This window comes from Flammeovirga pectinis (assembly GCF_003970675.1).
Classification (GTDB): domain Bacteria; phylum Bacteroidota; class Bacteroidia; order Cytophagales; family Flammeovirgaceae; genus Flammeovirga; species Flammeovirga pectinis.
This window is the reverse complement of sequence record NZ_CP034562.1, coordinates 4,322,579-4,347,443: the sequence shown is the minus strand read 5'-3', so window position 1 is coordinate 4,347,443 and position 24,865 is coordinate 4,322,579. Positions and strand designations below refer to the sequence as shown.

At 32.4% G+C, this 24,865-nt stretch carries 18 protein-coding genes; 8 read left to right on the top strand and 10 right to left on the bottom strand.

Annotated elements, in window-relative coordinates; genetic code table 11:
- Positions 1 to 667 precede the first annotated feature (667 nt).
- The 8 genes from EI427_RS17355 (at position 668) to EI427_RS17320 (ending at position 6,458) form a co-directional block, all read left to right on the top strand.
- Positions 668 to 1,531: an RHS repeat-associated core domain-containing protein gene (locus EI427_RS17355; RefSeq protein WP_126617118.1), complete on the top strand. Its 864-nt coding sequence runs from the start codon at positions 668 to 670 to the stop codon at positions 1,529 to 1,531.
- Positions 1,509 to 1,937, top strand: coding sequence for a hypothetical protein (locus EI427_RS17350; protein WP_170178528.1), 429 nt, complete (start codon positions 1,509 to 1,511; stop codon positions 1,935 to 1,937). Before EI427_RS17355 ends, EI427_RS17350 begins: the two co-directional genes overlap by 23 nt.
- A gap of 327 nt (positions 1,938 to 2,264) precedes the next feature.
- Positions 2,265 to 3,152, top strand: a complete 888-nt coding sequence (locus EI427_RS17345) for an RHS repeat protein (RefSeq protein WP_126617115.1) — start codon at positions 2,265 to 2,267, stop codon at positions 3,150 to 3,152.
- 1 nt (position 3,153) lies between these two features.
- Positions 3,154 to 3,678 carry a hypothetical protein gene (locus EI427_RS17340; RefSeq protein ID WP_126617113.1) on the top strand — a complete coding sequence of 175 codons (525 nt, stop codon included), beginning with the start codon at positions 3,154 to 3,156 and terminating at the stop codon, positions 3,676 to 3,678.
- A gap of 304 nt (positions 3,679 to 3,982) precedes the next feature.
- Positions 3,983 to 4,876, top strand: a complete 894-nt coding sequence (locus EI427_RS17335) for an RHS repeat-associated core domain-containing protein (RefSeq protein ID WP_126617111.1) — start codon at positions 3,983 to 3,985, stop codon at positions 4,874 to 4,876.
- A 4-nt stretch (positions 4,877 to 4,880) separates the two neighbouring features.
- Complete coding sequence (locus EI427_RS17330) at positions 4,881 to 5,249, top strand: hypothetical protein (RefSeq protein ID WP_126617109.1); 369 nt, start codon at positions 4,881 to 4,883, stop codon at positions 5,247 to 5,249.
- A gap of 393 nt (positions 5,250 to 5,642) precedes the next feature.
- Complete coding sequence (locus EI427_RS17325) at positions 5,643 to 6,071, top strand: hypothetical protein (RefSeq protein WP_126617107.1); 429 nt, start codon at positions 5,643 to 5,645, stop codon at positions 6,069 to 6,071.
- Between the two features lie 123 nt (positions 6,072 to 6,194).
- The gene (locus EI427_RS17320) at positions 6,195 to 6,458 is read left to right on the top strand and encodes a hypothetical protein (RefSeq protein ID WP_126617105.1); all 264 of its coding nucleotides are present in this window, start codon (positions 6,195 to 6,197) and stop codon (positions 6,456 to 6,458) included.
- A gap of 376 nt (positions 6,459 to 6,834) precedes the next feature.
- Here the strand turns inward: EI427_RS17320 and EI427_RS17315 are convergent, their stop codons facing one another.
- The 10 genes from EI427_RS17315 to EI427_RS17270 all read right to left on the bottom strand — a co-directional run bounded on the left by EI427_RS17315 (position 6,835) and on the right by EI427_RS17270 (position 24,812).
- Positions 6,835 to 7,284, bottom strand: a complete 450-nt coding sequence (locus EI427_RS17315) for a MarR family winged helix-turn-helix transcriptional regulator (protein WP_126617103.1) — start codon at positions 7,282 to 7,284, stop codon at positions 6,835 to 6,837.
- Positions 7,285 to 7,344: 60 nt separating this feature from the next.
- Positions 7,345 to 7,776, bottom strand: coding sequence for a DoxX family protein (locus tag EI427_RS17310; protein ID WP_126617101.1), 432 nt, complete (start codon positions 7,774 to 7,776; stop codon positions 7,345 to 7,347).
- Positions 7,777 to 7,810: 34 nt separating this feature from the next.
- On the bottom strand, positions 7,811 to 8,221 hold the full coding sequence (locus tag EI427_RS17305; RefSeq protein WP_126617099.1) for an organic hydroperoxide resistance protein: 411 nt from the start codon (positions 8,219 to 8,221) through the stop codon (positions 7,811 to 7,813).
- A 189-nt stretch (positions 8,222 to 8,410) separates the two neighbouring features.
- The gene (locus tag EI427_RS17300) at positions 8,411 to 10,312 is read right to left on the bottom strand and encodes a right-handed parallel beta-helix repeat-containing protein (RefSeq protein WP_126617097.1); all 1,902 of its coding nucleotides are present in this window, start codon (positions 10,310 to 10,312) and stop codon (positions 8,411 to 8,413) included.
- Between the two features lie 145 nt (positions 10,313 to 10,457).
- Positions 10,458 to 13,175 carry a PKD domain-containing protein gene (locus EI427_RS17295; RefSeq protein ID WP_126617095.1) on the bottom strand — a complete coding sequence of 906 codons (2,718 nt, stop codon included), beginning with the start codon at positions 13,173 to 13,175 and terminating at the stop codon, positions 10,458 to 10,460.
- A 283-nt stretch (positions 13,176 to 13,458) separates the two neighbouring features.
- The gene (locus EI427_RS17290) at positions 13,459 to 15,651 is read right to left on the bottom strand and encodes a SwmB domain-containing protein (protein ID WP_126617093.1); all 2,193 of its coding nucleotides are present in this window, start codon (positions 15,649 to 15,651) and stop codon (positions 13,459 to 13,461) included.
- Between the two features lie 5 nt (positions 15,652 to 15,656).
- Positions 15,657 to 17,480 (bottom strand): RagB/SusD family nutrient uptake outer membrane protein, encoded by a 1,824-nt coding sequence (locus EI427_RS17285; protein ID WP_170178526.1) that lies wholly within the window; start codon positions 17,478 to 17,480, stop codon positions 15,657 to 15,659.
- Positions 17,481 to 17,501: 21 nt separating this feature from the next.
- Complete coding sequence (locus EI427_RS17280; protein WP_126617089.1) at positions 17,502 to 20,609, bottom strand: SusC/RagA family TonB-linked outer membrane protein; 3,108 nt, start codon at positions 20,607 to 20,609, stop codon at positions 17,502 to 17,504.
- 689 nt (positions 20,610 to 21,298) lie between these two features.
- Entirely contained in the window at positions 21,299 to 24,124 is a 2,826-nt protein-coding gene (locus tag EI427_RS17275; protein WP_170178525.1) for a beta propeller repeat protein, read from the bottom strand.
- A 130-nt stretch (positions 24,125 to 24,254) separates the two neighbouring features.
- Positions 24,255 to 24,812, bottom strand: a complete 558-nt coding sequence (locus EI427_RS17270) for a hypothetical protein (protein WP_126617085.1) — start codon at positions 24,810 to 24,812, stop codon at positions 24,255 to 24,257.
- Between the last annotated feature and the right edge of the window lie 53 nt (positions 24,813 to 24,865).

Here is a 24,865-nt window from a genome sequence, read left to right as displayed (position 1 = left end):
ATCCATTGCCTGCAATCTTTAGTATGAACTTACCAATGTTAATACTTTTAATTTATTATAAGATTATAAAGAAAATGAATGATTTTGAAATAAAAAATGATACGATTATTCTAAAAGATAATTTATCATTTCATTCTAATTCAATAAAAAAAATTATATATTATAATAGAGAATCTTTAAATTTTTTACATAAACAGGCTTTCTATTGGTGGTATAATTTAAATTATATTGTTATTATCGATAATAGTAATAAAGAGTACAAAATATGTACTTATAATTTATCCAAAACTGATTTTATTTTTTTAAAAAAAATAAAATGTCCTCAATATAATTTGAAAAATTATTATTGATCCCCCACTGTTAGTAGTATCAAGCCGCAAGGCGTTACTACGAACTACCTAATTGTTTAAGTTTGAAACTTAAAACCATAAAAAAACTTCCAAAGTAAATCTTCCTCTACTTCTTTTTTCTAATCTCCCTCACCTTATCTACCCAAGAAAAAGTAGATAAGTTGAAAGACCATAAGAAGTTTGAACCGATACAGGTGGTATTGAGGAATGGGGAGGTGTAGTTCAATAATCACCACCATCATGGCTGATGATGGAAGGTAAGTTGGAGTGGTGTTACAAGAAGCATCAATAACTACAGCGATTTCTATACTATCGGTATGAAAATTGGCTATCAAACAGATAGAAAATACCGCTATGGATACCAAGGTGAATTTGCCGAAGACGAAACAAATGAAACAGGTTTCAATAGTTTTGAGGCTAGGATGTATGATCCTGTAATTGGTAGATGGATGAGTGTAGATCCTGCTAGGCAGTATGCAAGTGGTTATGTGGGGATGGGGAATAATCCAATTTTGAAGGTTGATCCTGATGGGAGGAGTGATAACCCAATATATGATTTAGAAGGAAACTTCTTAGGAACAGATAGTCGAGGTTTACAAGGTGAAGCTATTATAATGCATAAAGACCTATTTACACAAGGGATGTCACACAGTCAAGCTAATGATATAGGAATGAGATTAGGAGACGCTCCAGATGATTTCGAATATTATGATAAAGTGTTTTCTCATTTTGAAACGTTATTTGAAAGACCTGATTATGACGGTTATATTAATTTAAAAGAGGCTCTTGATTGGTGGAAAAAAGGTAATGGAGAAACATTATATATTGATGTTTCAAAACTAGAATTTTATACCTCTGAGCTATCTCCTAATGACTTCAGTAATATTGATACTAGGAGTGTTAATTTTTTTAGTCCTGTAGATATACATAAAGATATTAAGTCTATTTTATACAAACCAGCTTTAGTAAGTTCAAGTATTTCAAGTGTTTTTGGAACACTCAAAGTACATTATAACAAACATGAAAATACCTATTCTTTAGTACTTGATAGAAATGGGTTTATTGATACTTTTGATTATGGTACAGCTTTTAAATATTTAGCTACAACATTAAGCCCTAATACTCAATATGGTTCTGTTACATTTCATTTTAAAAGTTATGGTAAATTTAAAATTAATTAGATTATTTTTAGTGCTATTATTGTTTTGTAGTTGTATTAAACAATACAAAAAAACAGATGTGGATAGGTTTGTGGAAGGAAATAATGAAGTGAGAGTAGAATATTATTATCTTGATAATTATCATATTATTGCGAACAGTTTTGAAAATGATATTGATAGTTCTAAAAAAATCAATTGGGACAATTTTCTTAATTTTAAGAAAAAATCAGAAGTTAAAGATATTTTAAATAAAATAAACTTAAAGAGTTCATATCCAGACTTCATATTAAGTGATTGTCTATTTTATTCATTTTATCCAAATTATTATGTTTTTGATAAAAAAAATAAGCTTTTACTTGAGTTAAGATATATAGATAATTGGGATATATATTCTCAAAATTCAATTAAAATTTTTGGTATTTTTTAACCTCCATTAACCCTCTATTCGTAGTGTTGAGCAACAGTGTCACTACGAACTAGCTTTTTGAATAAGTTCCCACCTCACAACCAAAATAAAACCATAAAAAAACTTCCAAAACAAATCTTCTTCTTTTTTCTAATCTCCCTCACCTTATCTACCCAAGAAAAAGTAGATAAGTTGAAAGACCATAAGAAGTATGAACCGATACAGGTGGTATTGAGTAATGGGGAGGTGTAGTTCAATAATCACCGCCATTATGGCTGATGATGGAAGGTAAGTTGGAGTGGTGTTACAAGAAGCATCAATAACTACAGCGATTTCTATCCTATCGGTATGAAAATTGGCAATCAAACAGATAGAAAATACCGCTATGGTTACCAAGGTGAATTCGCTGAATATGAAAAGGATGAAACAGAATTCAATAGTTTTCAAGCTAGGATGTATGATCCTGTGATTGGTAGATGGATGAGTGTGGATCCTGCTAGGCAGTATGCAAGTGGTTATGTGGGGATGGGGAATAATCCTGTGATGGGGCTGGATCCTGATGGGAGAAGAAAGGTTTATTATAATGCAGATGGAAGATGGACAGGTCGAACTGAAAATAATACATTTTGGCATACTCTCTGGCATGGAAATCAAAAATTTGTAGATGATGGTTTTGGTAATTTCCATCAGGTGTCAGAAAAGTTCTTTTGGAATAGTAATCAATCTATTAATGGAGCTAGATATACAGGTGAAATTAATGTTGGTGAACCAATTACAGATATAATTTTTAAATCGGAATTTAATTTTGCAATAAATGAAAGTGGATTAACATATAGAGATGTTGGTGTTTCAGGTTTTAAAGTTGATATAGCGTCTGTAAATGTATACACTTATTCTAGGGAAGTAGGTAGAAATTTCTCTCAAAATGAAAGGATTTTTAATATAACAAATGGAAGTAAATTGTATGATAAAAATGGTAATTATGTTGTAAAACATTCTATGAATGTTGAGACTCCTTTATTTGATGTAAGTCATACAAATAGAACTATTTTAAATAAAAATCTTGATATAATTGAGACTAAAATGCATAAATTATCAGCTGGTAGGCCGGGAAAGAAAACACAAGCTTCAGATGAAAAAATTAGTGCTGGTTTGTTTGAAGATGTAGGATGGTCATATGGTGCTATAGGAGTGAAAGCTTCATTATTTTTAGGTTTTGAATTTAAAACAAGGTGATATGTCTATACAAAAAAAAGAGGTAGGTAATTTGGTGACAATTGATATTAATTTAAATAATTTTAATTATATGTTGATATTTTCATTATTATTTTTAGTTATAACTCTTCCCTTTTACGTTAATAATTTTAAAGTAAATGGATTCTTGTTGTTGCCGTTTTATATAGTGTTATATGTGATAATGATTTATAATCTATGGCTTTTTGCTGGTTCAGAGAAATTAATTATATCAGATAAACTTATTATATATACTAGGAAGTTGTTTTTTATTGAGTACTCAACTACAATGTTTAAATCAGATAATATAAATATAAAAAAACTAAAGTTACCAAGAATACAGCCAATTTATAATAAAAGAGTTATTACATATTTTAATTATTTAGATTTTAATCAAAGAAAATTATTTAATTTCTATGGTTTTGGAATATCTATTAAGTCTGATAGAAAGAGGATTGACATAGGAAGACAACTTTTTAACTACGAAGTAGAGCATATTTATGATGTATTAAAATCTAAGGGATATTAAATTAAACTTCCCACTATTCGTAGTATCAAACCTAAAGACGTCACTACGAACTACCTAATTGTTAAAGTTTGAAACTTATCACACTAAAATAGAAATAATGATTAATTCATTATAAATAGCAAACAACAATGAAATTCTATCTAATACCAATATTACTTATTACAACAATAAGTAACATCTCTTCTGTATAGGTACAAAGTCCCACAGAGATTACGGGAGACTGAACTCTTTCATCCCCTGATCCGGCTATATGTGAAGTGAGAGATGGAGTAGAATATGATAAAAATTATAGTCATTCTCTTGCATAATCCATACAAATCCATTTGGTTTAAAAGTGGATGTTGATACTGCACTAGAAAGTAGAAAATACCGCTATGGTTATCAAGGAGAGTTTTCTGAAGATGAAACGGACGATAATGGCTTCAATAGTTTTGAGGCTAGGATGTATTATCCTGTAATTGGTAGATGGATGAGTGTGGATCCTGCTAGGCAGTATGCTAGTGGTTATGTGGGGATGGGGAATAATCCTGTTAGTGGGGTGGATCCTGATGGAGAATATAGTTTGTTTGGTGCTACATGGCGAAACATTGTAAACGGTGGAGATGGCATCTTTAAAGACGGGAATGAATGGGCCTATACAAGTACAGGTTTTGATGAAAAAAACATAATGGGATGGGTTGAATTTCATACAGAAGATCCTCTATTAAGTAATACAGTTGAGAATATGCCTGGAGGAGGTTGGAATCCAACTCAATTAACTCTTGATTTTACAACATATCTTGATAGAGGAAACCTTGGATTTGGTTTGGCTACAGCATATGGTGAATATTTAACTTATAATAAACATTTTGCCATAGGAAAAAACTTAAAAACATTTTACAACACATATAATAAACATGGGAAGGATTGGGGGAATAAAGTTTATTCGTCAGAATATGCGAAAAGAGTAAGTGGGAAATTTTCTAAATTAGGAAATTATTCTGCGGGATTAAGTGCATTGTATGGTTTTAACCAATTACATAATGGAGAAATAGAAGCTGGTACCACAACATTAGTAATGACAGGAATTGGTATGGTAGATCCTTTAGGTGCTAGTTTTGCAGCAGGGTATAATTCAGGTTTTATATTAGAAAGCCTTTTAGGTAGGCATTTAACCATTGGTTGGAGAGGAAATCACAGTTTTGGGGATAAAAAATAGAAAAATGAAAGAACTTTATTTGAAATACGTATTAATATTTTATAGTGTTATCTATAACTATAGATTTCAATCATATAGTACAGAAAGAATGAAAGGTGGTAGTATTATTCTTGCAAATGGATTTATATCTCTAACTATTTCAGTTTTAATAAAATTACCACTTGGGTTAATTGATAAAATTAATGATACATATTATTCTGAATATACTTATTTTGTTATGGTTGGTTTATATGTTTCTTCTTCTATTTTAATACCATCAAAGATACTTGGTAAGTTTGAAAAAAAAGATTTGATAGGTTATAGAAAATTTTTCCCATTGGCTGTAGGTGTTCCAATTTTGCTTCATTACCTCATCAATAAAGTTATATTATAACTCTCTCCATCATTGTTTGTAATGTTAGGCTAATAGGTGTCATTTTACACATCAAATAAGTTCCCAAAATAAAACCATGAAAAAACTTCCAAAACAAATCTTCCTCTTCTTCTTTTTTCTAACCTCCCTCACCTTATCTGACCAAGAAAAAGTAGCTCAATTTAAAGACCATAAGAAGTTTGAACCGATACAGGTGATCTTGAGGAATGGGGAGGTGTAGTTCAATAATCACCACCATCATCAGATCCTAATTGGGATCCTAGTATACTTAATGGTATTAGAAGTACTCAAAGTGATGCAGCGCCAATTGCTTATGGTTTAGTAGGATTTGCAGGTGGAGCGGCAGCTTTATCCTATTTGGGAGCAGTGAATATAGGTAATACTTTCAGGAATATGTATAACTTCGCTAATAACTATACAAGGTGGAAAGGTATGATAGATGGTTTTGTAGAGGCTGGTGGGCAAGTAGTAACAACAGGTAGTTCAGATATTGATGTTTATGATGTGGGAGCGGCTGTAGCATCTGGATACATTAAAAACAAATGGCTTGCTTTTGGTATTGGAGCTTCAGGGTGGTTTATTGATAGTAAAACTTCTCAAATTCAGCAAGGAAAATATTTAAATAAGGCTAAATTTATGGATTACTCTATTGATACATTTACTGGTATTAATGAACTAGTTATGAGCTCTTTATCTGGTCATTTTTTAGGGAAAAGTGTAGGGAATTCAACAGCAGGAAAGGTTTTAATGCAAGTACATGATGGGCTTTATGATTGGGGATATAAAGCCCTTGGAGAAAGAATGAAAAAGAAAGGCTGGTAATTAAAAAAATATGGGAAAGATAAGAGGTGTTTTCGAAAAGATTTTAGGTGTAATTGTCTTTACATTTATCATTTATTATTTTAGTATGCATTTTTTTAGTGAAAAAAATACACTATTGGCTACATGAAACAAGAAGACTTAAATCAATCAAAAATGTTATTAGAATATTATGTTAATGGTGAAAATTATAGTCTTTCTTGTTCATACATGCGATCAAATTATATTATAGATGGTAAAGCTTATTTTTTTGTGAAATTTGCTATATCTGACCCCAATATAGGTGATACAGATACAAAAAGAGGAACGATAAAAAGAATTCCAGCAATGCCACCAGAGGAAGGGTGGACAAAAGAAGAATTTTTAAAAGTCAGACATAAGTATGAATAGTATAAATGTGCTTTTATCATTTTCTCTTAACAGTGTTAATATAGCGTTCAACTTCTCATACTAAAAATCAAATAAATAATGAGTAATTCATTATAAACAGCAAACAACAATGAGTTTTATTGCTAATTTTTTTATCATATCTGCTGCTATATTTTCTGAAATTATTCATGATTTTTTATCATTACAAAATTACTTGCAAGCAGTTGGTATACGTTTTTATAAAACAAGTTATTAGTTGTACAAAACAGGCAAAATACATCTCCTATTATTACTCTAACTATATAGAAAAAGGAGTTAATTATTATTTAAATTAACTCCTTCTTATAATTCACATTAGCAATAAATGTCTTTTTAAGATGTTGATTATACTATCTAATTAATCATCTGCTCTTTTAAGAAGAGATATAATATCTCCGAGCTGATTTTTTAATTCCTTTAGTTTATCTATATCAACATTCCCTTTTAATAATTGTTGAAATATTTTAGCTGGAATGTCTGCTGCTTTAGCTTCCATTTCCTTACTTTTATCTGTTAAAAAGACAAGAACTTTTCGAGTATCAATAGTATCTTTTTCTCTTTTAACTAACCCTAATACTTCCATTCTTTTTAATAATGGAGTGATGGTATTTGTTTTTAAAATCAGTTTTTTAGCAATATCATTTACGGGCAATTTATCTTGTTCCCATAAGGCCAATAAAACTAAATATTGTGGATAGGTAATGCCTAACTCGTCCAACAATGGTTGATATTCTCTTGTAATTAACCTAGAGGTTGCATACACAGGAAAGCAAAGTTGATTTTCTAATTTTAATTGTTCGTATCCCATCCTTTGTTCTTTTTATTCGACCAAAATTAAAAGGTGAACTGTGTAAAAAAAACTCTTTGGTTATTTTTTTAGTGATTTCCATGCCGTTGTAGACCATAAAGCCCACACAACTAATAATGGTTGGAATAACAATCTTATAAACCTTGCATTATCTGTATTTAAATGGAATGCATCTACATGGTTAATATACTGTGATATATTACCAGGAAATACGGCTATAAAAAACATAGCAGTAATAAAACCCACTATAGCTTTATATTTTGACAAGAAAATTAACGAGGCACCCAATGCAATTTCTACAATGCCAGAAAGTACAACTACTAAATCTATCTCTAAAGGTACCCATGCAGGTACTTGTGCTACAAATTCCTGTCGTAACCAGAATAGATGACCTAAACCTGCATATAATAATGCTGCTCCCAAAAGGGTTTTTGCTACTTTCTGAGCTGTAGAAATTTGAGTAGGTACTAATAACCTCGATACTAAATTCATGGCTTACTTAATTGATTGCGTTAGATATTTTTATTTAAACTAATGTTAGTTTTACATCAACATTATTATTAATTGCTTTAGAATAAGGACATACTTTATGTGCTGCTTCCATTAATCCTTGTGCTACTTCTCTTTCTACTCCCTCAATTTCTACAAATAATGCTGCCCCTAAACCAAAACCACCTTCAACTGCTCCTAAAGAAATTTCTGCAGTTACTTTAGATGTAATTTTTTGTTTTGCTTGTTGAGCTACTAAATTTAATGCACTATCAAAACATGCAGAATAACCAGCTGCAAATAGTTGTTCTGGATTGGTATATCCTTCTCCCACTCCACCTAATTCTTTTGGCATTCGAACTTCTACCGATAACACACCGTCTGCAGTTTCTACTTTACCATTTCTACCGCCTTTTGCTGTTGCTTGTGTTGTATATAACGTTTTCATAATTTTTATATTTTTGTTTTTATATCGTTTACGATACAAATGTGGCTATTTTATTTTATATCGCAAACGATATATTAAAAATATTTAGATCAATAATCGTAAACAGCTAATTATCAATAAAATAAAATTCCTCATTATATTTCTACAATGAGGAATTTATTCAATTAAGAGGTGAAGTCTTTACATTTTTTATTGAAAGACTACTTGTTTATTGTCTGTTTCTATTAATTTTCCAGCTTTACCTTTATAAATATTATTTCTAAAATTTACATTCTTAGAAGCAGTTACTTTAAACGCTGGGTTCTCTTTATGTAACTGTGGGAATGTCTGAGAATTTGTAATTATATTTTCTGAAAATTCTAATCCATCTACATTTTTTACTTGAAGAATGAGATTATCAAATTGTTTGAATGTGTTTTTTGTAATCTTGATATTAGAAAATGCAATGTTTCTGTTATCGTCGTCTGTATCAAATCGAATTACACCTCTATTGAACCCACTATGTTGACAGTCTTCGAATACATTATTTTCTACAATTAAATTCTTCTGATTTCCTGCTTCAAACCAATGACCACTCTCTACAGGAATTAATAACGCCTCCATTTCTGTATGAAAATAATTATTTCTTACAATGGTTTTTCTTGGTACAGAAAGTAATAAACCTCTTGCTCTATTGTTCTTAATAGTACAATTTTCTACTAATACTTCTGGATAAGCATCTTGGTTTTCTATTAGATCACCTACTTTTATTGTGGGTGGTAACTCTTGGTTAAAAGTTACAATTTGATACCTCCCACTTCTGTAGGCAATAGATTTTATGGTTAAGTCTTTCTCATAAGGAAAAAATGATTCTTGAATACGTACTAAACCTATATGGTCTCCTTCTCTTCCTATAACAAAACCTTGTTGCTGAAAATGTCCCATTCTAACGCCGATTGTATTAGGTCCTAAAATATCTACTACTTCTTGGTACGTACCATGAATGTTACTTCCATCGTCTAATTGTCCACTAAATAAACAATTCTTTAATTGTATTTTTCCTCTACAGCCCACAAAATGCGTAGCATCTGCAGTAGTGGAAACTACACGCCCTTTAGAAGGTGATATATTAAACTTTTCTAAGATTAAATCTGAAGAATTTTCGGCTATTAAACCCATTCCTCCTGCATGATGAACATTAACATTGTAACCGTTAAAACCATCTGTAAAAGTTACATGAAAAGCCGGTGCTACTCTATTCTTTCCCTGTGCTCCTTTCATGGCAATTGTATAACCAACAGGAGGCAAATCTTTCTTTTTATTCTTATGATTATAAATACGTACTCTTCCTGGCTTAATTTCTTTTACCGTAATTTTATTTTCCTGTAACATCTTCCCTAAAAATGGAGCGCGTTTATCGGCTTTATACTTGTACTTAATCTTATTTAGATTATGTGTAACGCTTAATTTTTTATAAGACGCTACTGGCGTATAAGCCTCGGTATTGAAAGCAATTGCACCTCCTCTTTCAGGATCATATAAAATAGATTGCCCAATAGTATGTTCGTAATATTCTTTTATAAATATCAGTTGATTATTACGTATAATGTACGGATAAGATTCTGGAATTTGAATATCAAACGTATTTTCCTCTTCGTTTCTCGCAATAATTTCCCCTTCACTGTGAAACGTTTCGTGCCAATCTACAGCGACATTTTTAACTGTAATATTTTTAGATTGATTAATTAGAAAAGGAATCATTTTACCATGAAATATAAATGTTGATCCTTGACCATCAATTGTAATATTTTCCCTATTAATAATAGGAAAAGCAGTACGAATTAAAACATCATTATGATTAGAAATATGCCAAAATTTTTCTAACCCTTTTTCCGGATAGAAATGATATGTCCCTTTCTCAAATTTTATTACTTTTAATGGCGATGTTTCTATCTCCAAAATTCTTTTTAATACAGTTGGGGTTGCATCTTCTGCTATTGCTGTAGTAAAAATTACAGTATCTTTTTCTTTAGTATAAGACCAAACTGCAGTTGTAACTATTGTCAGTAATAAACCTAATCCGAAGGTAGTTAATACACTACGCGTTGTCATTTTTTTATTGTTTTCTATGAATCAATAGGTATTTAAATTACCTACTTTAAAGAGTATAATTAGTAGTCACACCAATCATTTTTTATTATTAGAAGCTGTTGTCTGCACACTTAGACAACAGCTTCTATGCTAATTTTTTGATGTGTTATTGTCTTGCTTCATATTTTTCAATAACTAAATTATCAATATAGAATTCTATCGGTTCACCACCTCCTATACCTACAACACTATCTTTAGTAAGTTGAACGGAGAAACCTGCTGTTTTACCTGATGGTGGAATTAGATCAGAAGTCATAATAATATCAACATATGTTGTCACCCATTTCCCTCTTTCTAAATCTGCTGTTGGTATTGGAGTTGAGTTCATAGATGGATTCAGAAACTGGATTGATAGTCCATCAGTCATACCATTACCTGCAGGAATGTAAATATCCATTGCCACTCTTACTAAATCTCCAGCAGATAATGCTCCTTCAATAGATTGGTCTGCATCTACACTCTGTACTCTATCTCTTGTACCGTGTAAATCAGCTGAAGAAGCAGCATAGAATTTCAACGTATTTATCATTGCGCCACTAGTTTCTCTATTCCAAGTAACTACCTTATTTTGGTTATACCATCCTGCTGCAAATGGTGCATTACTTTCTTTTTCAATAGAGAAAGAGGCCATTTCTGCATCTAAAATATTTCCTCTGTCATAATAAGACGCAACTTGTTCTGATACAAAATTAGCTAGTCTTGCACCTTCTGCAGTAACAATAGCATTTCCTTCTGCCCCTGTAAACTCAACTGTAACAAGATCAGAATTATAGAGTTCTTCTGTTACGGTAATATCAATTTGTTTAATATTATCAGTATTTATAGCTACAGATGCAACTGTAAAGGTTGTAGGTCCAAACCCTGCCTCATCATTCTGAACTGTTACTGTAAACCCTTCTTTAGCTGTTTCTTGTTCTGTAATTGCAACTAAATCCTCTCCTACTGTAAAAGAGATAACCTTATTATTATCTACTTTTCTTAAGCTAATATCACTATTCTTGCTTACTTCAGTAATTAAAGTCGACACATTTACAGTCAGTGGAATTTCAAATTCTTCTTCTACATCTTCATAATCTGCGTGACCACTTCTTATTAATTTTAATTTTGTAACACTAAAATTACCATCAGTAGAATACGTTACTCCGAAACTACTTTCTGTAGATGTTAAAGGTGCATTCTCTCCGTTTTCAACTGTCCATAAAATACTCGTTGTACTTCCTGTTGAGTTATCTACAAAAATTAGTTCTTCGCCGTTATTTATATCTATAGTACCTGCTGAAGGAGTTTCTCCTAGGTTGACTGTATAAAGTGCCGTTTCCATATCATTATTTTTGTATACTGATATTCCCATTTTAAGTTCTGGCGTATCAATAACTTTAATAGATAAAGGTAACGTTACTGTTTTTTCTTGATCTGAATAGTCTGAGTGACCATTTCTTATGATTTTTAATATTGATGACTCGAATGTTCCAACAGTAGAATAGGTAACATCAAAAGTTGTTTCTGTTGATGTTAATTCTTCATTGTTATCAACTGTCCAAGTTCTTGATGTAGGTTCTCCTGTAGATGCATCTACAAAAGATAATTTATCACCAACTTCTAATGTAATTGAAGCTGCTACAGGCTCTTCTCCAGCTACTACTTCATACACAGCCGTTTCCATGTCATCATTTTTATAAACACTTACTCCAGCATTTAAAGGTGGTGATGTTACTACTTTAACTGTTAAAGGAATTTGAATAACTACATCTTCTTGTCCTTCTCTCTTTAAAGTAATTGTATGTCCTACTAACCCGTCATTATCTTCTGAAAAAGTGACTTCAAATTCTACTGTTTCAGCACTTTGCTCAGTACCATTATTTACAGTCCAAAGGTGCGTTACAGAAGTATCATCATTTACTAATTTAAAAGTTAGCTTTTCTCCATTTTCTAAAGCAATCGTTTGTGCTTCACCTTCATTTCCTGACGCAATTTGATAGATCGTATTATCAAGGTCATCACCTTTAAAAACATGTATTCCAGATACTAGAGGACGAGTTATCACTTCAACTTTTAATGGAATTAATGTTTCTACTTCTGCATCTGGGTATACTGTATTTTTTCTATTTATTATTAGTTTACCAGCAGAATAAGTACCTACTGTATTGTAAGTTACTGTTACATCTTTTGTAGTAGTATCATCTAATTCAACACCGTCTAACGTCCACGTACGGTCTGTAGCAAAACCAGTAGTTGTAACATCTGTAAAAGACAATTCTTCACCTGAGTATACGGTTATTTTAGCCCATTTACTTTCGTCAGTTTCAATATCATCTCCTTCGGCAACTACTACTACTTCAGCCTCACCGTTCATTACTTTAAATGCAGGTAATATTTTAGGAATAGATACATTTATTTTTAATGGAATTTCTGATGTTATCGTAGCATCAGGGTAATCACTACCCTCTCTAATGAATGTAACTTCGCCTGCTAAATGATCTCCTTCTACAGTATATATTACCTGTGTTTCTTTAGTTGTAGATGATGTAGTTTCTGAACCATTGAACAACCAAGTTCTGCCTGTTGGTTCACCTACTGTTGTGATATCTTTAAAGAATAAAGAATCGCCATAAACAAGAGCTACAGTTTCCCAATTTTCCTGGTCTGATGGATTTAGAATATCATCTAAAGTGACTTCTACTATTTTTACATCATTATGGTATACCTCATAAACAGGTAATAGTTCTGGAATTTCGCTGTCGATTGTTTCTTCATCTTTTGGTGTACATCCAAAGGTTAATAATAGAAACCCTAAAAGGTAAAAAGGTATTTTTAAACTTTTCATTAACTGTTTTTTTAGTATATATAATTCATTTCAATAGTTGTCTCTCTGAGGAGTTTGAATAGTCAAATTTGGCTTAAAATGGCCTTTTTAGTGTCTTTGGGTGTAAAATTGGTGTCTTTTTGAATACAAAAGCGTAGATATAACACGTTCTATGTAACCCACCTTGTTAATAATCAAATTGTAAATTGAAAAGGCACTTAAAAACCGAAAATTGGGCATAAAAAAGTATCCCAACCTTTATTTAATAAAAGATTGGGATACTCATTTTAGTCTAAAAATACTGCTAAGGTCTTAACTCATGTATTCTAATATTAACGTTATCAATATAAAATTCAATCGCTTCTGTTGCAGCTATTCCAGCTAGATCATTTGTAGACAACTGTATGGCAAAACTAGATGTTTTACCACTTGGAGGAACCAAAGATGCTGACATTACAATATCAATATTTTTTGTTACCCATACACCTCTTGCATCTGCTGCTGTAGATATTTTTGTTACACCAGTTGCAGGATTTATAAATTGACAAGATAAGCCATCTGTCATTGTGTTTGATGCAGGAATAAATATATCAAAGCTTATTCTCACCTGATCATTTTCTACTAGTGTTTCATTAATAGATTGATCGTTATCTACAGACTGCATTCTATCTCTAGTTTTATGTAAAGCTGCTTGGTTTTCTGCATAGAACTTAACTCCATAACTACCAGAACTACTTTTTTCATCTGTTCTGTTCCAAGTCGTTACATTCTGTTGGTTGTACCACCCTGTTGCATAAGGTCCATTAGCTTCTTTTTCTAGTTCAAAACTTGCCATTTCTGAATTTAAAATATTAGCAGTTCCATACATCGTAACAGATTCAGCTCCAAAATCTTCTAGGCTTACCCCTGCCTCAGACGAGATGGCATTGTCTGCTTCTCCACTATATGCTACAGTAATATTATCAGTATTATAGATGTCATTTGTTAAACGAAGTTCTATTTGTTTCCTATCAGATGAGTTGACTTGAACCGAAGTAATTTCGAATACTGTTGCAGGAAAACCAGCTTCTTGATTATCGACTGTAATTGTAAATGCACTTTTAGCTACATCTTGATCTACAATATCTTTTAAGTTCTCTGATACAGAAAAAGCAATTACTTTCTCTGTTACACCTGCACTAATTTCATTTTTAGTTGCCGCTATTCCACCCTCTTTAAATGTAGGTCTAGCTTCTAAAGCTACTTTCACTTTAAGAGGAATAATTTTCTGATCTTCTCCTGCTGGTATTGTTCCTTCTTTAGCTCTTGCTACTTTAAAATTACCTACAGTATGGTAATTATCACCATCTGTAAGCTCATTATAAACCACATAAGCAATAGAATCTGTAGACGTTGTTGCATCATCAAAAGACCAAAGTCTTGTAACTACATCATAGTTAAGAAGACCTCTTGTGGATAGATCTACTAATTGTAAATTATCTCCTTTTTCTATTGTAATTTCTTGCCAAGTAGACTCGTCAGATGTAGGTTGATCGTCTGCATTTATTGTTAAAATAACAACGTCTTTATGTACTACTGCAAAAGCTGCTTGTACATCTGCTATTTGTGGATCAAAAACTAAAGGAATTGACATTCTTTGTGTAGCCGCAATAGCATCTGGCTTTTCTCTTGCTATAGTTATAGATCCACCCAATTCCTCTTTCATAGCCGTAAACTTTAATGTTACTTCTGGAGAATTTTCAGCTTGATCTTGGGCCGATTCTGCTTCAAAATCAATTATCTCTATTGATTTTGGGAATATCCATTCTCTAACTTCCGGACGACCTACTATTGATACATCTCTGTATATAATTCCTTCCCCTAATGGTACTGTTAAAGAAGGCCATGTTGTATTATCTTCTGGATCATAAAGTGTTGGTTCTTGTCCATCAATATAAATTGTATCTACAGATATTTCTGCAATCACTTTACCATTACTCTCTATCTGTACACGAGGTTCCAATGCTGTATACACATCTACATAAAAAGTAGTATCAATTTCCCACATTCCATCAGGACGTTGGAAGGCTTCTAATGTATCAGCATCTCCTTCACTACCTAAACCAATATAAGTTACGGGATTATAAAAAACATTGTTTAATCTAACGCCTTGTAAACCTGCTTCTGTAAACAATACATTTACAGAATACTCCGAAGAATTTGAACCAGATTCTGGTATAATATAATCACGCAGGTCATCTCCTTTTATGTAGTTCCCTTCTATAAAGAAGTTACCACTATCTAAAACCCATTCATGAGAATAAATTCCTTGAGACAGGTCCATGAAAGCCATAGATTCTCCTGCATTACGTACTAAATTATTGTGTGCAAAACCACCTGCTTCTGTATACCAAGATACATCTGAGTAAGTTGGAGTTTGCAATTCTTCTTCTTTGTTACAACCTAATAAAGCAAACAAAGTAAATAGTATAAACGATATATGTTTTAAAGTCTTCATAGCTATTATTTACCAAGATTAGGGTTAGAAATAATTTCTTCCAAAGGCAATGGATAGTAATCGTGAAGCTCAGGATTGTAATTTAATACCGCATCCTCGCAATCAATAATTGGAATACTAAATGTCTCGTCTCCGTTGTTGTATGGAAATAAATCCGATTTATTTCTTCTTTGTTTTTTTCCTTCTGAATTTGTAAAAAAGTACGTTTCTGCTCTATAAATCTGACTAGATACTCTTTCAAAATTCTCTTTTATTTTTCCCCACCTTCTTAAATCAATCCATCGAATTGAATGTCCTTCAACACCTAATTCTAAAGGCTTTTCTACAAACATTAAATGATTCCAAAGCTGTTCAATGCTATAAACATTCTCGTCATAATCATTTGCTGAATTACCATTTGATAAACCAATAAGTTGTAAACCCCATTTCTTTCTTACCTCATTGATTAATACTGTTGCTTTAGTACCATTTCCGGTAGCTAAATAACATTCAGCAAGATTTAAATAAGCTTCAGATAAGCGGTTAACTACTACATTTTTTCCAGAGTAATACGCTCCTTTGGGTAAGTTATTTTCAGATGTTACAATATCATGGTTAGAGAATTTCTTCCAATAAGAAAATTCATATTTACCAAAAGTGATTACTTCTGGTGTTATTCCAGATCTGTAATACTGTGTTTGTTCATCATTTACTAATGCTACAGAAGCAGATGCTCTTAAAGAAACGTTGCGTTCTACAGGTAGAAAAGAACCGTCTTCTTGTTCTACTAAATAGAAATTCCTAGGGTCTTTTGTGTCTTTTACTTCTGTTTTGTACGCATATGAAATCCAAGCTGTTGGTGTAAATGCTCTTTGCCCTCCTTGAGAACCCGGAGCACTATACCTTGCTAATCTATTACTAGGTGATTGTTCATCCCAACGATCCAATTCTGGGCGCATATTATCATCATAAATTATCTCGAAGATAGATTCAGAATTAAATTCACCCTTACGTGTAAACATTGCTGTTTCATCTGTTTCTAATACATATGGATAAGCACCCGAAACCAATTCTTCATAGTATAATTTTGCCTTTTCGTAATCAGGGTTAATCTCATCTCCATCTACATTAGCAGGTGCTTCTAATAAATAAAGGTTACCCAAAAACATAGTAGCAATACCTTTTGTCATTCTTCCAGAAGATAATTCACTTTCAGATTCTGAACCGTAGAATATTGGTAAATGCTCATATCCATATTCAAAATCTTCTAAAATAAATGCTCTTACTTCGTCTTTAGAAGACACAGGAATATTAAACTCTTCCAATTCTACAGGTACACTTTTACGAATAATAATTCTACCATTATTGTATGTTTGGTACAAGTAAAAATGAAATATACCTCTTAGCATTCTTGCTTGTGCCATCTGAGAAATCCAAATTGGGTTTTCAGCTTCTCCTGCTAAAGGTCCTTCTAAACCTTCTATAAGTTGGTTACATCTAAAAATACCTGAATATAATGCCGACCACTTTTTATTAATCTCGTTCTGAGAGTTGGTGTACGTTTTATAATACCAAGGTTCGCCTTGCCCAGATACTCTAGGTCTACCAGCTGCAACAGATGGGTACCCTAAGTCTGACCTCCATGCTTCTTCTAAAATATTTAAATTAAAATGGTTTAGTAAAGACGAGTAAGATGCTGTAAGTACTTTATCGGATTCTACCAAGCTTGTAAAATAGTCTTCTACAGGTTTAGCATTAGGATTATTTTCTGACAGATAATCACTTTGGCAGCTAATACCTACTATCGAAAGTAGTGCGAACAAGCAGTATTTTTGTAGTTTTTTTCTCATTAATTTCATCATTTCAATCGTTTAGAAGTTTAACTTAAAGCCTGCTAAATACATTGCTGAAATAGGATAGTTACCTTTATCCAAACCTCTTGAAGATACGCCATTACCTGCTGCTTCAGGATCATAACCTGTATAATTGGTAAAGGTTAATGGGTTTTGAGCTGATACATATATTCTAAAATTATTCATTCCTAAACGGTCTAGAGCATTACTTGGTAAAGAGTACCCTAGTTGAATATTTTTAAGTCTGATGTAAGAACCATCTTCTAACCATAAATCTGTATAAGCTCTATAGTTATCGTGTTCTTTTGTTGTTCCTCTATAAGCGGCTACGTCTGCTGTTGGGTTTGCTCTGTTCCAAGTATTTACCTGATCTGCATGTCTACCTTCTGAATAAGCCATTGCTTTAGAACCGTTCATTACCTGATGTCCGATTGCTGCATACCAATGCATCATTAAATCAAATCCTTTATAAGATACATTCATTATTAATCCACTTTCCCATTCAGAGAAACCAGACCCCATATACACTCTATCTTTATCTGTAATCTGACCATCGTTATCGGTATCTTTATACACAAGGTCTCCCATTTTAGCACCAGGATTTAGTTGCTGATACGCTGCTAATTGTTCTGCAGTTTTAATTACACCTTCTGTTTTATAAAGAAAGAAAGCACCTGCTTCGTAGCCCTCTGCAAATACGGTTACTTTAGATGTAGCCGATGCTCCTGCTATTAAACCATTGTCTGTTGTATAAATAAAATCGTCTGTATTAAGACTTGTAATCTCGTTTTGGTTCTTTGTAAAAGTACCTGTAAGACTCCAATCAAATTTACCTGTTTTACCTCTATACGTTGCAGAAAGTTCTAACCCTTGGTTTACCATATTACCTATGTTCATGGTTACTTTAGAATCCGCACCAGAACCGGCACCTCCAGATGGGGGTAATTGAACAGGGAATAACATATCAGATTTTTCTGTATGATAAACATCTGCTGTTACAGATAACCTGTTCCCAAAAAAGCCTAAATCTACACCAATATTATTTTGGATTGATGTTTCCCATTGTACATCTCCATTGGCAAAGCTTTGTTGTGCCGCTCCGTAATAAAGTGTTGGAAATCCTCCTGATCCAAATGGATAATCCATTCCATTCTGAATGGTTGCTTTATCAGTATAAGGTAAAAAGCTTTGTCCACCTACCTGACCATGTGATGCACGCACCTTAAATGCGTTTGCTACAGTCGAAATTCCTTCCCAGAAACCCTCCTCAGATATATTCCATGCTACAGATGCTGATGGAAAGAATTTCCATTTACTACCATCTGCAAATTTAGAATTACCATTGTAATTACCACTGAAAGAGAGCATGTACTTACTTTTATAATCATAAGTAAAACGCCCTAAAGTTCCAATAATATTATATACGTAATCATATCCGTTAGTTGCAGATGCAGCTAAAACTGCACCATCTAAAACACGAATAGAATTATCGACAATTCCATATTTTGTTGCTATAAAACTATTCCTAGTATAAGACTCGTTAGATACACCCACAATTGCAGATACCTTATGATTCCCAAATTTCTTAACATAAGATAAACGACCATCTACTGAGAAACCTGTTCTTCTAGACGACTCATTTGATACATACGAGTTGGCAGGATCTGATTGTAAATTTCCATCTTCATCATAGTTTTCTATAAATGGTTTAAACTTCATTCTAAAATCATTTACAGCATTGACACCAATGTTTGTATTAAATTTTAAACCATCAACAATAGTGTATCCAATACTAATATTTGCTTGCGACTTTGTTCTATTTGTTACATCTTCAAAACGCATTGCTTCTAATACATTGTTGGTAGTACTCCATTGGCTTTCGTCGACAATCACTTGGTCTTGTGTTGGATCTAATACCGGTTTGTAAGGAGCATAACGAATTGTTTGTGTAAGCAAGTTTGAAGATGTTCTTCCTAGCTCTTCAGAACTTACTGCAATAGACGAGTTAATGTTCCATCTATCCTTCTTGTAATTCATTCCGCCACGAGCATTGTATCGTGTAAAACCAGAATTGATTAAAGAACCCTTATCATCAAAGAAACCAGCAGTAAGATTGTATGTTAAGTTCTTACCACCACCATTAATACCAAGGTTATAATTTTGAGTAGGCTGATTGTCTTTAATCACTACTTTAGATAAATCAGTATCGTTGGCAAAAGAAGCAGGGTTTCTTGGAATAGGTAAATTTGTAGAGTTGTCCCAATCATTAGAACCTCTATTTCTTTCCGTAATCATATCAAAATACACTTGTTCCTTTGTATTCATCAAATCAATACCCGACGTAATATTTTTAACACCATAAGAGGCGTCTAAGCTTACGTTAATTTTACCTGCTGTCCCTTTTTTAGTTGTAATTAAAATTACACCATTCGCACCTCTAGTACCATAAATTGCACAAGATGCTAAATCTTTTAATACATCCATCGATTCTATTTCCGATGGTGCAAGTCTTGGGTTTTCATTTTGTGGAATTCCATCCACCACATATAAAGGTTCTGTTGCTCCTGCCATATCAGATACGGTACTTACCCCTCTAATCTGTATGACTGCATCTGCTCCAGGAGCACCAGAAGTAGTTACATTTACACCCGCAATTTGTCCTTGCAGTGCCTGTGCAACATCACTTGATGTGTAATTCTCGATAGCTTCGCTTGTAATATGAGAAACAGCTCCAGAAACTTCTTTCTTTTTTTGCTCTCCGTAACCAATCTTCACTACCTCATCTAACATTTCTACGTCTGCTATTAAAGCAACGTTAATAACACTCTGAGTACCGACTTTTACTTCTTTAGTTTCTAACCCGATAAAGCTATATTCTAGCATTTCTCCAGTTTCTGCAAAGATTGAATAGTCTCCATCAAAATTTGTTACTGTACCTTGCGTTGTTCCTTTAATTCTGATACTAACGCCAGGTAACCCTATGTTATCCTCTTCGCTTACCACTTTTCCCTTTATTCTTATGGATTGAGCTGATGTGTCAAAAGAAAATAAAAGCACAATCAAAAAAAGAACGAAGTGAGTATAGTAAGTAGTAGAGGTTTTATAAATAGTATTAATTTGCTTCATGTTGTTTTAAATACATATTGATATTCATTTCATCTAAAAGATCAAAAACAGAATTTTATGAGTTATAAAAACTGTATTGATGTATCTCATTTTTGTTCATTGTTTTTCCATCCGTTAAAAAATTTGAAAACTAAAATTGTAAGTCATTCTTGAGTAAAATTGCAATTGTAAAAAGATCACTTATTGATAGTTCAAAAGTAAGTGACAACTGAATTTTATGTGTCTGTAAGAATTTATACAATGTATCTGACAGGATAAAAACGTCTAAAAACACCTTTAAAGGCTTTTTTCGTGTATATTTAGGTAAATGAACAAAAATAGATGGATACAAAATCTAAAGTAGTACCTCTTGTGTATTTATTGATAAAGAATTGATCAAATTATTATTGAATAATCAAGACATTTACTTGACTATTAATCCTTTTATAAAACCTTTTCTACTAAATAAGGTCTAGATATTAATGGTAATAAGCTGATGTATAGAAGTAAAGTATATTTCATATGCATTGTGGTAGTTAAATATTAATCGATGTTGTGTAGTATTTAATCAAAAATAAAAATTTAAAATTATATATTAGTTAATTTATATAAATTCCTGTAATAATTTTATAAATTTTTGACAAAAAAATACAGTAGCATTGCAGAATACTTGCAACACTACTGTACTTTTATAAGGTTCGTTTTAGCACTTACATTGTCTGTTTCATCTCTTCGGATAATTCCACATCTATAAATCTAAATAACCCACAAGGCACATCAATTGATGTCGTATTTCCTTTTATTTTATATTCTTTTTTATTTACAACATCTGTAATTTTAGCTACTTTAATACCGTTAAAAGTAATTTCAGCCACTCTATCGTTAGGGTTGATATAGCCATTATCGATTAATGTTAAACGAAGGTGTTTTTTATCCGTTTGGACAGCTACCCATGCAACATCTCCTGATACGTTTATTGGTAACTTTTTAGCTCCCTCTTCTATCGCTTTAGCTACATTTGTATAATATTTATCGGCTGGATAATGTTCTTTTCCATCTGCAGAAAGGTAGTCTTTTCCATCAGTAATAAACTCTTGCATATTCCCTTTATACATTGGATGCAAGTGATCCTCTAATTTTCCTCTAGGAGCATCTTTATCTGCATAAACTCCTTCTTGAGGAGGTGTGATTAATACCAAACCTTTAGAGTATTTTGGTAGAAAATCTAATCTCCTTTCTTTTGATCCAGAGGCATATGCAGAAAAATCATGTGCTCTAACCGGAGATGCAGGCCATGAACCATTTAATCTAGAGAAAACCATTTTATTTTTTTCTTCATGTTCTTTAGAATAAAATGTTGTCCACTTTGCATTGTTTCCTTCATTTAAATACACAGGGTTAGGAGCAGTCATACTTAAATGCACAGGATTGAAACTCACTATTTCTGATTTCTTTGGAACGTAAATTACTCCATTAGCCACCATTTCGTACAATACGCTTATGTACTCTTGGTCTACAGGGAAATTATTAATGTACTGTGCACCACTTGCAATATTGTAGACTAACATTCTTAAAAAATGATTAGGTACCATCTGATGGGAATGTTGTCTTAATCTATAATAACTTGCATTATCTCTTGCTCCTCTTGCACCCCAACTTTCTGTTGCGCCGCTGGCCCAGATACCCATTTTTCCCGCTACACTTAAATCCATAGATTTATCGGTAGTTTCTTCCATAGAAGGGACAAAAACCTCTGCATATTTTCCAGAAAGCAGCCCGTTCCACATTGGTTTATAAATAATTGCTTGCCAAAATGTGTGTTTAGAGCGTATATAAATATTGGCATTCTTTCCTTCAGAATATTCTGCGAGTGGATACAAATAGTTATTAAGGTAATACTCAAAGTTTTCATCATAATGCTCTAATTCTGGGAAAATCATTACTAATTTTTTCTCTTTCCCCCCGGCATCAATTACTTTCTTCTCTGTATCTAAACTTATCATTAAAGGATCATTTCCATGACCACCCCAATAGGCAATTCCTGGATTATTTTTGTATAACGGTAATAATGTATTCAACATTTGTTCCTGTGAGTTGACATACTTTTTACGTCTATCACGCTTCTTCTCATATACCTCATTTCCAAAAGATGACCTGTCCCAATTTTCAACTTTTGCCATATGCTGACTTTTTAAGAAATAAGGAGATGTATTGGTTTTAGAAATACGCTCAATTACTGCTTGATTTCCTTCTTTAATAGATTCCGTCATAAAGTACACATCCTGACTTTTCCCTTCCCACTTTCCTTTTTTAAAAGATTTGATACTTGTTCTAAAATCAGCAGTGTTCTGTATTACTTTAGCAAGTTTTCCTTCTGGCTGTAAAGCAATATATTCCTTTTTCCATGAGGGTACTTTTGTATTAATAATATGAATACAGCTACCCCCACTCTGTGCACTCGCTAATAAAATATTGCCATTTGAAGTATCTTTCCATAAATCATTATAAGAATAATTAGTTGCTAAAACTTCAGCTTTCTCTACTTCTAAAGAGGTAGGTTGTAAGATTATTCTTGTTCCAAAAAGTGTAAATAATTTTTCTGTTTTTCCATCTGATACCCACTCTGTTTGTGCTACTCTATAACCAAAATGATCAAGTTGCTTTCTAAAACTCTTTTGAAATTTAGCGTAGATTGGTTTTATTTTTTCAGTTGCATTTAAATCAATTACAGTAAGTTGTGCTGCTTGGATCATTCCAGAAGAACCTAAATACAATTCATCTACACCATCTTTGTTGGTATCTGCAATTCTAAGATCACCTACTGTTCCTTTATCACCCACTTTAATTTTCTTGAACGGCAAAGCTGCATCAGCTTTAAAAAGGTAAATAGAACCTGTAGAACTATTTTGGTTTATAGTACCATGTAAAACAAGTATTTCTTCGTTATTTTTATACGTTGCTTTACGAAGAAAATTTGCTGTATGCTCCTTTAACTTTGGAGAAGCTTTTTCTGTGTTTTTTCCCCACGACTTATCAATAGAATAATCTACAGAAGCTATTGTTTTGAATACATTACCCGTAGAAGAAAGGTAGTACAAGTTCTTGTCCATTCCGCCAGTTACAATATATTTCCCATTCTTGCCGTTCATCACAGTTACGGCAGTAAGTGGCGTTTCTGAGGGTTGATTTTGCCACATTAGCTTACCTTTTGCATCTAAAACATAAAGGTTTCCATCTGCATTGGCCGTCAGAATCTCGTCTGTACCATCTCCTGTAATATCTTCACACCACACATCATGATTGGCAAAACCTGATAGCTTATTTTCCCAAACTTTTTTACCATCTTCTGTAAAGACTAATATTGTTCCTTCGTAACTGTTTGCCACAATGTAATTGCCCCCATTAATCTGAGCATTACGTACCAAACTAATTGTATAGTCTGTATCAAAACTTACAATTCCTTTCTTAGGTTTTTCTTTTGCTAATAACACTATTGGTAATAGAAGTAATCCTATTATTAATTTTAGATATTTCATTTTCAAATTCATACTTTATAATAAAAAAATATTGGAAGTTTATAGTGTTAGTACCCTTTCTTTTAGTAGTCACACATCGAAAAGTAGTACTTTTGTTATTCGTAATCTAAACAAAATGAATTGTCTAGTTTTAAATTTTTTCTAAATAAATATCGTCAACATAAATTAGTCCTGGTCCACCATAGGTAGAACTTGTAGGAATTGACATTACCATGTTTCCATTTTTTACAGTATTAACTGTAATCTTCTGACTAACCTCTATCCACTTTCCTGTTTCTACCTTTTTAAATTTCATAGATGCAGAAGCCCACCCATTATCTCCGGTAATATTAATAAGCAAACTCTTAGGGTGTTGTTCTCCTAGCCATACTTTTGCATACATATTATATACGCCTGCTTTAATATTAATTTTGTGTATACTTAATAATGGCAAGCTCTTTATTTTAATATTCTTCTGCTCAGGTACTTTGTCACATGAGTATTTTAGTGAGAAAGAACCTGTTACTTTTTTCTCGTCAGTAATACTCCAATACTCCTTATCTGTGGTCCACCAACTTTCTACCCCTTCTTCAAAGCTAAAAAAGCTTTCGTCAAGGTTATTTTTTGCTCTGTAAACAAAGTCTCCTTGAGCAAATATACTTGAAATAAATGCCAGTTGAATGATAGTCAATAGAGTCATAGTTCTCATAATTCCTTTCTGTTATTAAATAAGTTGAAAATATTCAAGTTGTGTACTTCATC

Coding starts and splice junctions, on each gene's coding strand:
- EI427_RS17355 (WP_126617118.1), top strand. CDS start 668: ATGAAAATTGGCTATCAAACAGATAGAAAATACCGCTATGGATACCAA.
- EI427_RS17350 (WP_170178528.1), top strand. CDS start 1,509: ATGGTAAATTTAAAATTAATTAGATTATTTTTAGTGCTATTATTGTTT.
- EI427_RS17345 (WP_126617115.1), top strand. CDS start 2,265: ATGAAAATTGGCAATCAAACAGATAGAAAATACCGCTATGGTTACCAA.
- EI427_RS17340 (WP_126617113.1), top strand. CDS start 3,154: ATGTCTATACAAAAAAAAGAGGTAGGTAATTTGGTGACAATTGATATT.
- EI427_RS17330 (WP_126617109.1), top strand. CDS start 4,881: ATGAAAGAACTTTATTTGAAATACGTATTAATATTTTATAGTGTTATC.
- EI427_RS17325 (WP_126617107.1), top strand. CDS start 5,643: ATGTATAACTTCGCTAATAACTATACAAGGTGGAAAGGTATGATAGAT.
- EI427_RS17320 (WP_126617105.1), top strand. CDS start 6,195: ATGAAACAAGAAGACTTAAATCAATCAAAAATGTTATTAGAATATTAT.
- EI427_RS17315 (WP_126617103.1), bottom strand. CDS start 7,284: ATGGGATACGAACAATTAAAATTAGAAAATCAACTTTGCTTTCCTGTG.
- EI427_RS17310 (WP_126617101.1), bottom strand. CDS start 7,776: ATGAATTTAGTATCGAGGTTATTAGTACCTACTCAAATTTCTACAGCT.
- EI427_RS17305 (WP_126617099.1), bottom strand. CDS start 8,221: ATGAAAACGTTATATACAACACAAGCAACAGCAAAAGGCGGTAGAAAT.
- EI427_RS17300 (WP_126617097.1), bottom strand. CDS start 10,312: ATGACAACGCGTAGTGTATTAACTACCTTCGGATTAGGTTTATTACTG.
- EI427_RS17295 (WP_126617095.1), bottom strand. CDS start 13,175: ATGAAAAGTTTAAAAATACCTTTTTACCTTTTAGGGTTTCTATTATTA.
- EI427_RS17290 (WP_126617093.1), bottom strand. CDS start 15,651: ATGAAGACTTTAAAACATATATCGTTTATACTATTTACTTTGTTTGCT.
- EI427_RS17285 (WP_170178526.1), bottom strand. CDS start 17,480: ATGAGAAAAAAACTACAAAAATACTGCTTGTTCGCACTACTTTCGATA.
- EI427_RS17280 (WP_126617089.1), bottom strand. CDS start 20,609: ATGAAGCAAATTAATACTATTTATAAAACCTCTACTACTTACTATACT.
- EI427_RS17275 (WP_170178525.1), bottom strand. CDS start 24,124: ATGAAATATCTAAAATTAATAATAGGATTACTTCTATTACCAATAGTG.
- EI427_RS17270 (WP_126617085.1), bottom strand. CDS start 24,812: ATGAGAACTATGACTCTATTGACTATCATTCAACTGGCATTTATTTCA.